Raw genomic sequence first — 13,814 nt, 5'->3', positions numbered from 1 at the left:
GGCGCGCTTCGGCGCGCTTTTATCATAAGCAGGCGTGAGGGGGCACCATGAGTTCACAAGTATATACATTGGAAATGAAAAAAATCAGCAAACAGTTTGCTGGTGTAGATGCGCTGCGAGCCGTGGATTTTACGGTGCAGGGTGGCGAAATTCACGCTCTGCTGGGCGCCAACGGGGCAGGGAAAAGCACATTGATGAAGATTTTGTCCGGTGCATATCTATCCGATCAGGGAGCTATCGTAGTTGATGGCAAGGAACTGATCATTAGTTCACCGTGGGAGGCCAAAAGAGCGGGAATTCACTGTGTGTATCAGGAGGTCGATTCAGCGCTTGTGCCTCAGTTAACCGTCGCTGAAAACATTGTAATGGACGATTTGTCAGCACCTGATGGTCGATGGTGGGCTGCACCGGGCTCTATGCGCAGACGAGCGGGTGAGGCATTAGCAGGTCTAGAGGTAGATATTGACGTACGACGATATGTGTCTGAATTGACGTTGGCAGAAAAACAGCTTGTGCTTATCGCACGCATTCTGACACAGCAAGCAAATACCATCATTTTTGATGAGCCTACGGCGCCGCTCAGCGAGGAAGAAACGCGACGTTTGTTCCGCACAATCCATACACTCAAGGATGAGGGTGTTGCATGTATCCTCATCACACACCGATTACCGGAGGTTATCGAACACAGTGACCGTGTTACGGTGATGCGTGATGGCGAGCGCGTGTTCACGGGACCTGCTTCTGATTTAAGTGTTGGCGACATCGTTACGCATATGCTTGGAAAAACATTTGAAGAGGAATTCCCAAAAACAGAGGTACCGATTGGTGAAACGGTATTGGAAGCAAAAGGGCTTCACAAAGGATTACGAGTGCACGGCGTTGATTTACAGGTCCGATGTGGTGAAATTCTCTCTATTGTGGGTTTGGTTGGTGCAGGCAAGACAGAGCTGTCACGACTTCTTACAGGAGCAGACAAGCCGGATAAGGGAGAGCTGACCTTTAAAGGTCGCTCCATTCGCTTGAGAGAGCCAGCGGACGCGGTAGCTCAAGGAATTGTGTCTATACCCGAGGAACGGCGTAAGCAGGGGGTGCTAATTGAGGAGAGTGTGGAAAGAAACCTCAGCCTTCCGCTTTTGGGGAAGCTGAGTGTCCTTGGTTTCATCAGTCGGCGTAAAGAACGAAATAACGGTAATGGGATTGTCGCCTCTCTCGGTATTAAGACGCCGTCACTCCGCCAGAATGTTAAATATTTGAGTGGCGGGAATCAGCAAAAAGTTGCGATTGGCAAATGGCTGCATTCGGGAGCGGATGTATTTGTTTTTGACGAGCCAACCAAGGGTGTGGATATAGGGGCAAAAAGTGATATTTTCCGTATCATTGGCCAGTTGGCGGAGCAAGGAAAAGCAATCATCTATCTAACCTGTGAATTTGCTGAAGGGATTGGCATTGGTGATCGGATTGCAGTGATGTATGATGGCAAAATTATAAAGGAATTTGCGCGGGGCGAAGTGGAACAGGAACAGCTTCTGTTGTATGCCAGCGGCGGTGAAGAGGTGCATTCATGAAGGAAAAATGGTTAAACGTCTCATTTCGTTACGGTGCCGTAGTTGTCATTATAGGTGTATTGGCGTTTTTTTCATCTACATTACCTTATTTCTGGACTTATGATAATTTAATGGATATTCTAGGATCGATTGCCATTGTGACTTTCGTTGCCATTGGTGTGACGTTGTCACTTATCGTGGACGGTTTTGACCTGTCGGTGGGAGCTACAGTATCTTTGACAACGGTCGTTTCAGCTTCTTTGATGGTCTGGTATGAGCAGCCTGTTGCGGTGGTCATTATTGTGTCTCTGATTGTCGGCGCTTTGGTAGGACTGTTAAATTCATTATTGATCATTAAATTGCGTATTCCTGATTTGCTCGCAACCCTTGCAATCATGTATATTGTAAGCGGGATTCACAAAACGTACGCTCAGGGCTATACCATATACAATCATATGCAGTTTCCCGATGGCAGCAAGGCGCCGGGGGAGATATCTCCTGCATTTCTTTTGCTGGGGCAAGGTAAATGGTTGGGTATCCCGATTTCGGTTATTTTACTGTTACTGGCTGTGGCGGCGGTGCATGTTTTCTTGACCTATACAAAGCATGGGCGTCAAATGTATGTAACGGGTGGGAATGAGGAAGCTGCTCGTCTGTCGGGTATACGGGTAAAAAAAGTCCGTACTCTGGCCTATGTTGCTTCAGGCGTATTTGCGGCGATTGCCGGAATTTTGTATGCCTCGCGAGTAGGCTCAGGTCAAATTGACGCAGGTTCCCCTTTGCTCATGGAGGCGGTAGCTGCAGTATTCGTCGGTTTTTCGGTCTTTGGTGCTGGTAAACCCAATGTCATTGGTACATTTATTGGTGCGGTATTGATCGGTGTGTTGGTTAATGGACTAACGATGATGAATGTGCAATATTTTGCCCATGATATTGTCAAAGGAGTAGTGCTGGTACTTGCGCTGGCCGTTACTTTTTACGTGTTAAACCGTCGTCGTACTTGAAATTGTCTGTGGACTGTATTACTATAAACCTTGTTCCACGCAAGAAGGGTGCCATAAAACGCCAGTTTCGGCCTATATTGCGGAGGTTAGGTATATTCTATGTATATTTAACGACGAAACGGAAACAGATGATAACATTATGGAAGGCAGTACGCCGCCCGGGTTATTTTATACAGGCGACCTCATATCGGTCATTAACACCGATAACCTTAATGCTGGACTACACTTGAATTGGGAGGTGAATATTATGAATAAAACGGATTTGATCAATCAGGTTTCTGAAAGCACTGAATTGTCCAAAAAGGACGTAACCAAAGCAATCGATGCAGTATTTGAGGCGATCTCTGGAGCGCTGCAAAGCGGAGATAAGGTGCAACTGGTAGGTTTCGGGAACTTTGAGGTTCGTGAACGTTCTGCACGTAAAGGACGTAACCCGCAAACAGGAGAAGAAATCGAAATCCCTGCGAGCAAAATTCCGGCATTTAAACCGGGTAAAGCGCTCAAAGACGGAATTAAATAAGATTTCTTACATATTCCCAATGCGCTGAAAAGACCGTGAATTTGATTCACGGCCTTTTCTTTTTGCCCTGTTTACTTCGTGGTAGAGGTGCTATGGTCTGAAGAAGAGGAAGCTGTTCTGGCGTTTCGCGAGGCATAAGCGATCAGCACCAGGGGTTTACCCGTTAGCTCGGCAAATTCATGCTCTAGCTGTTGAAGCCGTTCGATTTGGGCAGGGCTGAGATTGGCGGGAAGATAGTTTTTCATCAGATCCGTTCCTTTCTTTAATGGATGGGACTGCACGGATAGTATGGCTCGGGACACGCTAATTGTTGCAGGTAGCTCGGGAAGCATGTAGTTGACAAAACTAGCTTGAATCTCCATCATAAAAAGTATAGCTTCGGCTCTCAGGGAGGAAAAGGACATGGAAGATAACGTGACGGGTAGCAGTGAGTACGTCGTAATTAAAGCGAAAAGCAACGGATGTCAGGTTTTTGGTCTGACCAGAGGTCAGGATACACGCTTGCATCATTCAGAAAAATTGGACAAGGGCGAGGTACTAATCGTCCAATTTACCGATCATACTTCTGCTATTAAAATTCGCGGCAAAGCCGTTGTGATGACCAAGCACGGGGTAGTAGATACGGAGGATTAAAATGCAGGCATAGCCTGCTTTTTTTTGTTGTAGAATGAGAGTGAGGACCTTTACCGTAGCAAACCCACATTATGAGGTAGAGGTCAGGGGAGGCTCTGATGAAACCTTGGATTGTATTCGGTGGCTCCATTCTCATAACCATCGCAGCAGCTGTGTTGCTGCCGTCCTTACAGGTGCTGGACTCAGGAACCGCAGCAGTTCGTGAGGCGCAGGCGACGATTTCGCCTCAGCAACGGGTGCTGCTGTCGGATGACAATCTGGTGGATACGCTGAACGAGCTGCCGTTGACCACACCGATTGCAAGCGCAAGCTGGGAACATTCAGTCCTGACCCTGGATGTCAAGCTGTCCAAGGAAGAAACTGCCCCACTAGAGATTTATCAAAACATGGCGGAGCTTGCCGCTTTTAGCTTTTACGGAACGACGAATGTACGGCAATTGCTGCTTCGGGTGGTGACGCAGGACGAATGGTCAGGAGAACGTCATTTGCTGCTTGCATCCGATATACGCCGCAACGAGTGGACGAACGAGGCATTGGAACAGCTGAGAAGCCGGGAAGGCGCGGAATTGCCAGAGGATTTGAAATCCCGTTTCCGCATTACAGTAACGCCCATGTGGCAAAACAGGTTTAACGGTGTATATACAGATTAGATGTTTCTGCCGGTGGACCTACAGTACTTTAGTCGCGAATCATTTTAAATTGTGATATAATATAAGGCATTGCAATTATTTGAGTATAGCAGAAAGTCATGTCTCGGAGGCTTAGGATGAAACCGTATCGCGTACCCCAATTAGCAAGGAAATATGTGGAATACGACATGATTCAACAACATACGGAAATGCCGGCTTTTCCTGACAGCCGTACCCGTTTGATGTTTGTGTTTTTGAACCGGAATGCGCAGGAGCTGCATGCCAGTGAGGACGAACTGTACGCATTGGTAACCTCACTTGTGCAGATGGGGCTGGATACGCATGATATGATTGATACTTTATCCGGTATACGGAGCCCGGAAGAGATGCGTTCCAGACAGCTGAAAGTGTTAGCAGGGGACTATTTTAGCAGTCGTTTTTATCAGCTGCTTGCACTGGCAGGCCGCATCACGGCCATTTCGAAGCTGAGTGATGCTGTATGTGAAGTGAACGCAGGGAAAATGAGTTTGTACTGGGGAATGAAGCAATTCCGATTGGATGCAACTCAGTATTTAACTCAGATGGTTCGTTTCAAAAAGGAACTTTTTTTATCATTCACTTCACTTGTAGCCGAACAGGATCAGGAAATTTGGAAGCAGCTTCTCAACAAATTTGCCCTCTGTGATACCTTAGTGGAGGAATGGGGGAAGCGGACAGAACCGGACAAGTCCCGTTTCGGATATATGTTCTGGCATATTTATGGTAACGGGGACCGGAACGAGCAGGCATTGCTTTCAGAGAGTGGTACTGACACTGAAGCATGGCGTAAGCTGGTTCTGAAATACAAAGCCGAGGATGCGATACTGGACAAGCTTCGCACGGCAGTTACACACATCCGGCAGATCCTGTCAGATGATCAAAATACGGGGATCGAGGAATTTGAACGCATGCTTGAGCCTTTCCTGAAGCTGCTAAATAGTCCGCACCCAGTTGTGAGGGAAGGTTAGGTGAACGTGATGGGATCAAGCGACACCAAGCCGAAAGAACAATTCGTTCATGGCGTGTTTGAAAGTATAGCAGGTAAATACGATTTGATGAACGATATACTGAGCTTTCGCAGACATAAGGCTTGGCGGAAATTTACGATGAAAAAAATGAACATGCATCGTGGCGATACGGCAATTGATCTTTGCTGTGGCACATGTGACTGGACGCTTGCGATGGCGCGTGCAAGTGAAAGTGGTCACATCGTAGGACTGGATTTTAGTCAGAACATGCTCAATGTTGGCGAGCGTAAGATTACATCAGAATCCCGTGAAAAGCAAATTAAGCTTGTTCAGGGCAACGCGATGGAACTACCTTTTGAAGATAATTCATTTGATTATGCGACGATTGGTTTCGGTCTGCGCAACGTGCCTGACCTGCGCCATGTGTTACAGGAGATGCAACGAGTCGTCAAACCTGGCGGGCAGGTCGTATGTCTGGAATTGTCCAAACCTACTTGGCAGCCGTTCAAGGGGATTTACTACACATATTTTCAACACATCTTGCCCATGCTCGGCAAATTGTTCGCCAAACGTTATGAGCAGTATAAATGGCTCCCTGATTCGTTGGCGCTTTTTCCAGGAAGGGATGAGTTGGCTGGCATCTTCCGTGAAGTCGGATTGAAGGATGTTCAGGCTCATTCTCTCACCGGAGGCATTGCGGCATTGCACATTGGAATCAAGGAGAGTCAGCATGTTTAAGAAAATTGCTATTTTTTTGGAAATGATTAAAATTGAACATACGTTATTTGCGCTCCCATTTGCATTCATGGGGGCTGTATTGGGGTCTGTTATCGTGACAGGCAACCTTCCCTCCTGGCCGCAGATCGGCTGGATCCTGCTAGCTATGGTTGGCGCACGTAGCGCGGCTTTTGGCTTCAATCGTATGATTGACCGGGTGATTGACGGGAAAAATCCGCGCACAGCAGGACGCGCTATCCCGGCGGGGTTGCTCAAATCGAGCGAAGTGGTGATTTTCATTATCGTCAGTTTGGTGTTGTTATTCTGGGCATCATTCAAGTTAAGTCCGCTGGCGTTCAAGCTGTTCCCGCTGGCCTTTTTTATGCTCGTTTTTTATTCTTACACCAAGCGTTTCACTTGGCTTTGCCATATTGTACTTGGTCTGACCATTGGTTTGGCGCCACTCGGCGCGTGGGTTGCAGTAACGGGACAAATAGATTTGACCGCTATCGTACTATATCTCACGATTGCATTTTGGACGGCGGGATTTGATGTAATTTATGCTTGTCAGGATATAGATTTTGACCAAAACGAAGGAGTTTATTCTATTCCTGCCCGTTTTGGTGTAGCAGGTGCGTTGAACATCGCTCGGGCATTCCACGTCATTACGGCAATCGGATTTATTGTATTGTTCTTTATTGCAGATTTAAGCTGGTGGTATCTGGCGGGCATGATTATTTCGTACATTATTTTATTTTATGAACACTATATCGTATCTCCAAAAGATTTGAGTCGATTGCAGACGGCATTCTTTACTATGAACGGTGTACTTAGCACTGTCGTATTTGCCTTTACACTGATTGATTTGGTGGTGCGTCAGTACTAATGAATAATCAGGTGAGCGGACATCAAGGCAAACGAATCGTTATTGGCATTACAGGCGCGAGCGGAAGCATTTATGGTGTGCGACTGGTAGAGACTCTGCTGGACTTGCAATACACAGTTCACCTGATCGTTTCCAATGCTGGCTGGCGGGTGTTGAAAGAGGAGTTGGGCTGGAATGTGACTGACCGGGAAGGGGCTTTGAATGAACAATTCGGAGGCCGTCCCGGTTCTCTTGTATACCATCCGTTCACAGATATTGGAGCTTCGATTGCGAGCGGCTCTTATTTGGTGGATGCGATGATTATCATGCCATGCTCGATGGGGACGTTGTCAGCAGTAGCACACGGTTCGTCCGATAATCTCATGGCGAGGGCAGCGGACGTGATGATGAAGGAAGGTCGGCCGCTGATCCTTGTGCCTCGTGAGACGCCTCTACATGCCATTCATTTGGAAAACATGCTTAAGCTTGCGAGACTCGGCGTCAAAATGATTCCGGCTATGCCGGCTTTTTACTTTCATCCCAAGACGCTGGATGATATTGTGCTGTTCCTCGTAGGCAAAGTATTGGACAGCTTGCGTATAGAACATCAACTGTTTACGAGATGGGGGGATTCCGATGCCGACACCGGACACCAAGACAATCACAATCGGAAAAATTAAATATACAAACGCTTGGCCTATTTTTCATTTTTTTAATCCTTCTAAGCTTCTCCATTCGGCGGAGATGGTATCTAAAGTTCCGGCTGAATTGAATCGAGGTATGCTGACTGGGAGTTTGGATATCAGTGCGATGTCCTCCTTTGCGTATGCATCGGGTGCTGAGGAAATGCTATTGTTGCCAGATTTATCCGTCAGTGCAGATGGTCCTGTGCAATCCATTTTACTATTTTCACGCAAGCCGCTGGACGAAATCAAAAACGGAACCATTGCACTTACGAATACGTCTGCTACATCCGTGAATTTGTTGAAAATTTTGATGCAAAAGGCATGGGAAGGCCATCCTTCCTATTTTGACTGTGAACCGGATCTTGACTTGATGCTGGAACAGGCAGATGCAGGGCTATTGATTGGAGATCATGCGATTAAGGCATCTTGGCGAAGTGAAGATCTGTATGTTACGGACCTCGGAGAAGAGTGGAAGCGCTGGACGGGCTACAGTATGACTTTTGCTGTATGGGCAGTACGACGTGCTGTTGCTGCTCAGAATCCTGCCGCGGTGGCTGAAATTGCGAGTGCGTTCCGCGCAAGCAAGCAGCGTAGTCTGTCGGACCTGACGCCTGTTATTTCTGAAGCATGCGAGGAAATTGGAGGTCTGCGAGATTATTGGGAGCGCTACTTTACTAATCTGTGTTATGATTTTGGAGAGAAGCAACAACAAGGTTTAGAGCTTTATTTTCAGTATGCGCATGAACTGGGGCTGCTTGACCGACGAGTGAAGCCGCTTCTCTGGAGTGACAATACGCTGACACGGGTGAAAGAATGAAACGATTGGATTTGTTTGGTTTATTAAAGAAGGATATGAACTTTATAGAAGAAGAGTTGTACCGCAGTATCGACAGTACGGAGCCGTTGATTAATGATACGTCGCTTCATCTGCTTAAAGCAGGGGGCAAGCGTTTGCGTCCCGTATTTGTATTGCTGGGAGGCAAGTTTGGAGAATATGATCTGGATAAGCTCAAGCGTATAGCGGTACCTCTAGAACTGATTCATTCTGCCTCTCTCGTTCACGACGATGTGATTGACGATGCGGAAATGAGACGCGGTCAACCCACCGTGAAGTCCAAATGGGACAATCGGGTGGCTATGTACACCGGAGACTACATATATGCACGTGCGCTGTCTATTGCTGCTGGACTGCCGAATCCCGACATTCACCGGGTACTGTCTAAAGCGCTGGTGCAGATGTCCATTGGTGAAATGGAACAGATTCGTGATTTTTTTAATGTGGATCAGAGTGTGCGTAATTATTTGCTTCGCATACGGCGCAAAACAGCATTGTTGATTGCGGTTAGCTGCCAGTTGGGAGCTATGGCTGCAGGGGCACGGGAAAGTATCAATTCCCTGCTATACAGCTATGGCTATAACGTAGGTATGGCTTTTCAAATTCAGGATGATCTGCTCGATCTGTGTGGCACGGAAAAAAAGATTGGCAAGCCGCCGGGCAGCGATATGAGACAGGGGAATATTACGCTTCCAGTGATTTATGCGCTCGAACAGCCTGAGCTGCGTGCAGATCTACTGGCTGAAATCCGCCGCATTCAGGATGGGGATGGGCAAGGAGATGCACGCAAAGCGGTGGATATGATCAAAAAAAGTGAAGGAATCGCTAAAGCTGAAATTCTCGCCGACCGATATATTAATAAAGCGCTAAACGCGCTGGACTTACTACCGGATGTCAAAACAAAAAAGACGCTACGCGATATTGCTCATTTTGTAACACGCCGCTCCTACTAAAGTTGTGTTTTGGGTTTGCTGTGACAAAATACTTTAACCGTTTCCAAGCTTTCTGTTACAATACAGTTTAGTACTGTATAAATACATTAGATTGGATTGGGAGTGAGCCGATGGATCGTACTTTTTTGATGGTTAAACCGGATGGTGTACAACGTGGACTGATTGGACGTATCATCAGTCGTCTGGAAGACAAAGGCTTCAAAATGGCGGCTGGCAAGCTTGTGCAAGTATCAAGAGAACAGGCAGAACGGCATTATGCAGAGCATGTGGGCAAGCCTTTTTTTGAAGAGCTTGTAGGCTTTATCACATCAGGCCCTGTGTTTGCTATGGTATGGGAAGGGGATAACATCGTTACGCTCTCCCGCTTGTTGATTGGTAAAACACAAGTAACCGAAGCTCTTCCGGGCACAATTCGTGGAGACTTTGCAGCACATACACCGTTTAACCTCATTCATGGTTCAGATTCACCGGAGAGCGCAGAGCGCGAGATTGTAAATTTTTTCTTGCCGGAAGAATCCGTTCGGTATGAAAAAAGTGTGGCGACCTGGGTATAAGTTTAATTACGTATGAAGAAGGATGGTAGCATGACGGATATGGAACTGGGTCAGATGGACCCCGATTACACAGCGTTTATCCGCAAAATCAAGGACAGCACAGGTATTGATCTTGCACAATACAAAGAAGCACAGATGAAAAGGCGGTTAACTACGCTTCGCAACAAAAACGGGTTTCCCAGTTTTGTTTCTTTTTATGATGCCATGATGAAGGAAAAACCTCTATTCTATGAATTTCTGGATCGGATGACGATCAATGTTTCGGAATTTTGGCGAAATCCCAATCGGTGGGAAGTGCTGCGGGATACAATCTTGCCACAACTGCTTGTAGGAAAGCAGAAGCTTAAGCTGTGGAGTGCGGCCTGCTCGACTGGTGAAGAGCCTTATAGCTTGGCTATGGTTCTCGACGGTAAAGGGATTTTAGGAAATTGCTCCATTACAGCTTCCGACATTGATGATGGTGCATTGGCAAAAGCCAAGGAAGGTAAATATTTGGAGCGTTCGCTCAAGGATGTACCTGAGCAGGTAGCTAGCAAATATTTCAAGCCGGATGGTGCGATGTATCGAATTGATGACCGTTTGAAACAAGCCGTGAAATTTCAAAAGCAAAACTTGCTGCTGGATCGGTTTGAGGATGGCTATGATCTCATTATCTGTCGAAATGTAATGATTTATTTTACAGAAGAGGCCAAACATACGTTGTATCAAAAGTTTGCAGCCAGTCTTCGTCCCGGCGGTGTGTTATTTGTCGGTAGCACAGAGCAAATCTTTTCTCCTAACCAATATGGTCTGGAATCGACGGAAACCTTTTTTTATCGCAAAAAAGCATAAGCCTGCGTATATCATCCAAAGTTTTGTAGGAACTTATTTATATCTTTGAGTAATTGATGGTTGGCTTATCAGCAAAGCACGTCCTTTAGCCCCTTTGGCTAAGAGGCGTGTTTTTGTTTATCTGCATACACGTGGCTTTTCTTGTCAAAGAAAGGTGCGTATACTATAATGAAGCACAGTTAAAGATTTTAGCGATGCACAGTTTAACAGTTTAAAGGGGGAACGCGTCATGAGTTTACGTTATTTAACCGCGGGGGAAACGCATGGTCCCCAGCTAACTGCCATTGTAGAGGGTATGCCGAGCAATTTAAAACTGGATTTTGAGGAATTGAATTTTCAGCTGCACCGTCGTCAGAAAGGATATGGACGGGGTCGGCGTATGCAGATTGAAAAAGATACGGCGAAAATTGCCGGAGGCGTACGTCACGGCTATACCACGGGTGCACCGATTGCGCTGGTTGTGGAAAATAACGATTGGAAGCACTGGCAGAACATTATGAATATTGAGCCTATTGAAGGCAGTGATGAAGAAAAACGTCGGGTTCACCGACCACGTCCGGGTCATGCGGATTTGAATGGCGGAATGAAATACAACCTGAAGGATCTTCGTAACGTGCTGGAGCGCTCCAGTGCACGCGAAACAGCAATTCGTGTGGCATGCGGCGGTTTGGCCCGTCAATTGCTGGCTGAGTTCGGAATCAAGGTGGCAGGTCAGGTCATCCGCATTGGGGAAATCGAAGCTCCTTACCGTGATCTGCCGATTGATGAGCTGATTGCCGTGACAGAAGCCTCCTCGGTGAGAGTAACCGATCCAGAAACCGAAAAGAAAATGGAAGCATATATTGATCTGATCAAGCAAGAAGGTGATTCAGTCGGTGGGGTAGTGGAATGTATTGTAGAAGGTGTTCCGATTGGTCTGGGCAGTCATGTACAGTATGATCGGAAGCTGGATGCACGTATCGCACAAGGCGTCATGTCGATTAATGCATTTAAAGGCGTGGAAATCGGCATTGGCTTTGAAGCAGGAGAATTGCGCGGTTCACAGGTGCATGACGAGATCCTATATGATGAGGAACGTGGGTATCACCGTCGTACCAATCGTTTGGGTGGTTTTGAGGGTGGTATGACGAATGGAATGCCAGTTGTGGTTCGTGGCGTAATGAAGCCGATTCCTACACTCTACAAGCCTCTGCAAAGCGTCGACATTGATACAAAGGAAGCGTTCACTGCACAGGTTGAGCGTTCGGATGCATGTGCAGTACCCGCGGCTAGCGTAGTTATGGAGCATGTGGTAGCTTGGGAGATTGCGAAAGCTTTGCTAGAAAAATTCGGCGGGGATTCGATTGAAGAGATTCGTGCGAATATTGCATCCTACGAAGAACAACTGGGGCGGTACTAAGATGAGTACGCTGACGGTACAGCTTGGGGAACGTTCTTATCCTATTCATATCGGACGAGGGCTTTTACATCGAGCCGGAGAGTTGTTGAAGGAACGAGGAATTGCGCAAAAAAGCCCGTTGTTGATTGTTTCTGACGAAAATGTAGCGGGATTCTACTTGGCAACATTGGAGAGCAATCTTCAGGCATCTGGCTACAAGACAGTGTCCTTTGTCGTTAAGCCAGGTGAAACCTCCAAGTCGCTGGCTGTATTTGAGCAGGTCATAACAGCAGCCATTGAGGGCGGCTTGGATCGCAATTCAGCCGTTATTGCACTTGGTGGTGGTGTGGTGGGCGATTTGGCTGGATTTGTGGCGGCTTCTTATATGAGAGGTGTCAAGTTTGTACAGATCCCCACTACGATCCTTGCCCATGACAGTAGCGTGGGCGGTAAGGTTGGCATCAATCATCCTTTGGCGAAAAATATGATAGGAGCCTTCCATCAACCGGAACTTGTGTTGTATGACGTAGATACGTTGTCAACATTACCTCCTCGTGAGGTATCTGCGGGGCTTGCTGAAATGATCAAGCATGGCTTGATCTGGGATGCTGATTTCGCCCAGTGGTGCCGTGACCATGCGACTGATTTACTTGCGCTGGATGCGACAGCTCTGGAGTACGGTCTGGAAAAGGGATGTTCCGTAAAAGCCGAAGTGGTGTCGCGCGATGAACGAGAAAATGATTTGCGCGCTATTCTAAACCTAGGTCATACGATTGGTCATGCGATTGAAGCCATTGCGGGATACGGTGAGTTTTTACACGGGGAAGCCATTTCTATTGGTATGGTCGGCTCCGCACTTTTGGGCGTGAAGCTGGGGGCAGATCCTTCTTTGGTAGATGAAACGAAGGAGATGTTGTCTTCGCTACGGCTACCGACCTCCCTTCCGTCACATCTCGATACAGATCGGCTGCTGTACGCGATGATGCATGACAAAAAGTTCAAAGAAGGCAGCATTACTTTTGTCGTCCCACGTAGCATCGGGCACGTGGAGGTTGTGAAGGATATTTCCGTCTCTTACATCCGACGAGTTATTGAACAGTTAAAAGAGGGGGCGTAACGATGTACAATCGGGGAATTCGTGGCGCGACGACCGTAGTGAATAATGAAGAAAACGAAATTTTGGAAGCAACATGCCAACTACTGGAGGAAATTGTATCCTACAATGAAATTCAGCCGGAGGATATTAGTAACGTATGGATTACGGTGACCCATGACCTAGATACTGCCTTTCCAGCCAAGGCCATTCGTCAGCTTGATGGCTGGGATATGGTTCCGCTCATGTGTGCATTAGAAATTCCTGTGGCAGGCAGTTTATCCAAGTGCATTCGTTTGATGGTACAGGTGAACACCGATAAATCCCAGCGGGAAATTAAACATGTATATTTGAACGGAGCACAGGCGTTAAGACCGGATCTGGCTTCCCAAGGGAAATAAGTGCCCGTTTTTAAAGTTGATGGTTGCCAAAGTAACATCCCATGAGATATAGTGTGTGTAGCAGAGTTAAGTAGAGTAGAGTTAGCCAGAGACAGAGTTGAGATGAGAAGAGTGCAGCCTTAGCCAATTCCATATGAGATTACAGAGATCGGCGGTAGCGGGTA

17 protein-coding genes are annotated in these 13,814 nt (G+C 47.1%); 16 read left to right on the top strand and 1 reads right to left on the bottom strand.

Annotated elements, in window-relative coordinates; translation table 11 throughout:
• Positions 1-47 precede the first annotated feature (47 nt).
• The 3 genes from G9G54_RS08080 to G9G54_RS08070 all read left to right on the top strand — a co-directional run bounded on the left by G9G54_RS08080 (position 48) and on the right by G9G54_RS08070 (position 3,068).
• Positions 48-1,565, top strand: coding sequence for a sugar ABC transporter ATP-binding protein (locus tag G9G54_RS08080; RefSeq protein ID WP_165177229.1), 1,518 nt, complete (start codon positions 48-50; stop codon positions 1,563-1,565).
• Entirely contained in the window at positions 1,562-2,548 is a 987-nt protein-coding gene (locus tag G9G54_RS08075; protein WP_165177228.1) for an ABC transporter permease, read from the top strand. The genes G9G54_RS08080 and G9G54_RS08075 overlap by 4 nt, the downstream gene beginning before the upstream one ends.
• Before the next feature lie 247 nt (positions 2,549-2,795).
• Complete coding sequence (locus G9G54_RS08070) at positions 2,796-3,068, top strand: HU family DNA-binding protein (RefSeq protein WP_013310732.1); 273 nt, start codon at positions 2,796-2,798, stop codon at positions 3,066-3,068.
• A gap of 71 nt (positions 3,069-3,139) precedes the next feature.
• Here the strand turns inward: G9G54_RS08070 and G9G54_RS08065 are convergent, their stop codons facing one another.
• Positions 3,140-3,433: a hypothetical protein gene (locus tag G9G54_RS08065; protein WP_165176772.1), complete on the bottom strand. Its 294-nt coding sequence runs from the start codon at positions 3,431-3,433 to the stop codon at positions 3,140-3,142.
• A 37-nt stretch (positions 3,434-3,470) separates the two neighbouring features.
• Here G9G54_RS08065 and mtrB point away from each other — a divergent pair, with 37 nt between their 5' ends.
• The 13 genes from mtrB to aroH all read left to right on the top strand — a co-directional run bounded on the left by mtrB (position 3,471) and on the right by aroH (position 13,650).
• Complete coding sequence (gene mtrB / locus G9G54_RS08060) at positions 3,471-3,701, top strand: trp RNA-binding attenuation protein MtrB (RefSeq protein ID WP_013310730.1); 231 nt, start codon at positions 3,471-3,473, stop codon at positions 3,699-3,701.
• Positions 3,702-3,799: 98 nt separating this feature from the next.
• Complete coding sequence (locus G9G54_RS08055) at positions 3,800-4,351, top strand: hypothetical protein (RefSeq protein ID WP_165177226.1); 552 nt, start codon at positions 3,800-3,802, stop codon at positions 4,349-4,351.
• Positions 4,352-4,467: 116 nt separating this feature from the next.
• Entirely contained in the window at positions 4,468-5,337 is an 870-nt protein-coding gene (locus tag G9G54_RS08050; protein WP_069012695.1) for a heptaprenyl diphosphate synthase component 1, read from the top strand.
• Between the two features lie 9 nt (positions 5,338-5,346).
• Positions 5,347-6,075: a demethylmenaquinone methyltransferase gene (locus G9G54_RS08045; RefSeq protein WP_023989173.1), complete on the top strand. Its 729-nt coding sequence runs from the start codon at positions 5,347-5,349 to the stop codon at positions 6,073-6,075.
• The gene (locus G9G54_RS08040; RefSeq protein WP_028540635.1) at positions 6,068-6,940 is read left to right on the top strand and encodes a UbiA-like polyprenyltransferase; all 873 of its coding nucleotides are present in this window, start codon (positions 6,068-6,070) and stop codon (positions 6,938-6,940) included. The genes G9G54_RS08045 and G9G54_RS08040 overlap by 8 nt, the downstream gene beginning before the upstream one ends.
• Complete coding sequence (locus G9G54_RS08035; RefSeq protein WP_061829214.1) at positions 6,940-7,599, top strand: UbiX family flavin prenyltransferase; 660 nt, start codon at positions 6,940-6,942, stop codon at positions 7,597-7,599. Before G9G54_RS08040 ends, G9G54_RS08035 begins: the two co-directional genes overlap by 1 nt.
• A complete protein-coding gene (locus G9G54_RS08030) occupies positions 7,556-8,422 on the top strand; it encodes a menaquinone biosynthetic enzyme MqnA/MqnD family protein (protein WP_165177225.1) in 867 nt (288 codons plus the stop codon). Before G9G54_RS08035 ends, G9G54_RS08030 begins: the two co-directional genes overlap by 44 nt.
• Positions 8,419-9,393, top strand: coding sequence for a polyprenyl synthetase family protein (locus tag G9G54_RS08025; RefSeq protein WP_061829212.1), 975 nt, complete (start codon positions 8,419-8,421; stop codon positions 9,391-9,393). The genes G9G54_RS08030 and G9G54_RS08025 overlap by 4 nt, the downstream gene beginning before the upstream one ends.
• A 110-nt stretch (positions 9,394-9,503) precedes the next feature.
• A complete protein-coding gene (gene ndk / locus G9G54_RS08020) occupies positions 9,504-9,947 on the top strand; it encodes a nucleoside-diphosphate kinase (protein WP_165177223.1) in 444 nt (147 codons plus the stop codon).
• A gap of 30 nt (positions 9,948-9,977) precedes the next feature.
• On the top strand, positions 9,978-10,778 hold the full coding sequence (locus G9G54_RS08015) for a CheR family methyltransferase (protein WP_076293037.1): 801 nt from the start codon (positions 9,978-9,980) through the stop codon (positions 10,776-10,778).
• Positions 10,779-11,007: 229 nt separating this feature from the next.
• A complete protein-coding gene (gene aroC / locus G9G54_RS08010) occupies positions 11,008-12,177 on the top strand; it encodes a chorismate synthase (protein WP_013310720.1) in 1,170 nt (389 codons plus the stop codon).
• A gap of 1 nt (position 12,178) precedes the next feature.
• Positions 12,179-13,273 carry a 3-dehydroquinate synthase gene (gene aroB / locus G9G54_RS08005; protein ID WP_165177221.1) on the top strand — a complete coding sequence of 365 codons (1,095 nt, stop codon included), beginning with the start codon at positions 12,179-12,181 and terminating at the stop codon, positions 13,271-13,273.
• Positions 13,274-13,275: 2 nt separating this feature from the next.
• Positions 13,276-13,650, top strand: a complete 375-nt coding sequence (gene aroH / locus G9G54_RS08000) for a chorismate mutase (RefSeq protein WP_165177219.1) — start codon at positions 13,276-13,278, stop codon at positions 13,648-13,650.
• The last annotated feature ends 164 nt before the right edge of the window (positions 13,651-13,814 follow it).

This window comes from Paenibacillus sp. EKM212P (assembly GCF_011066115.1).
In the GTDB taxonomy this organism is placed as follows: domain Bacteria; phylum Bacillota; class Bacilli; order Paenibacillales; family Paenibacillaceae; genus Paenibacillus; species Paenibacillus polymyxa_B.
The sequence above is the reverse complement of the archived record's forward strand: the minus strand, read 5'-3'. Positions and strand labels throughout refer to the sequence as shown.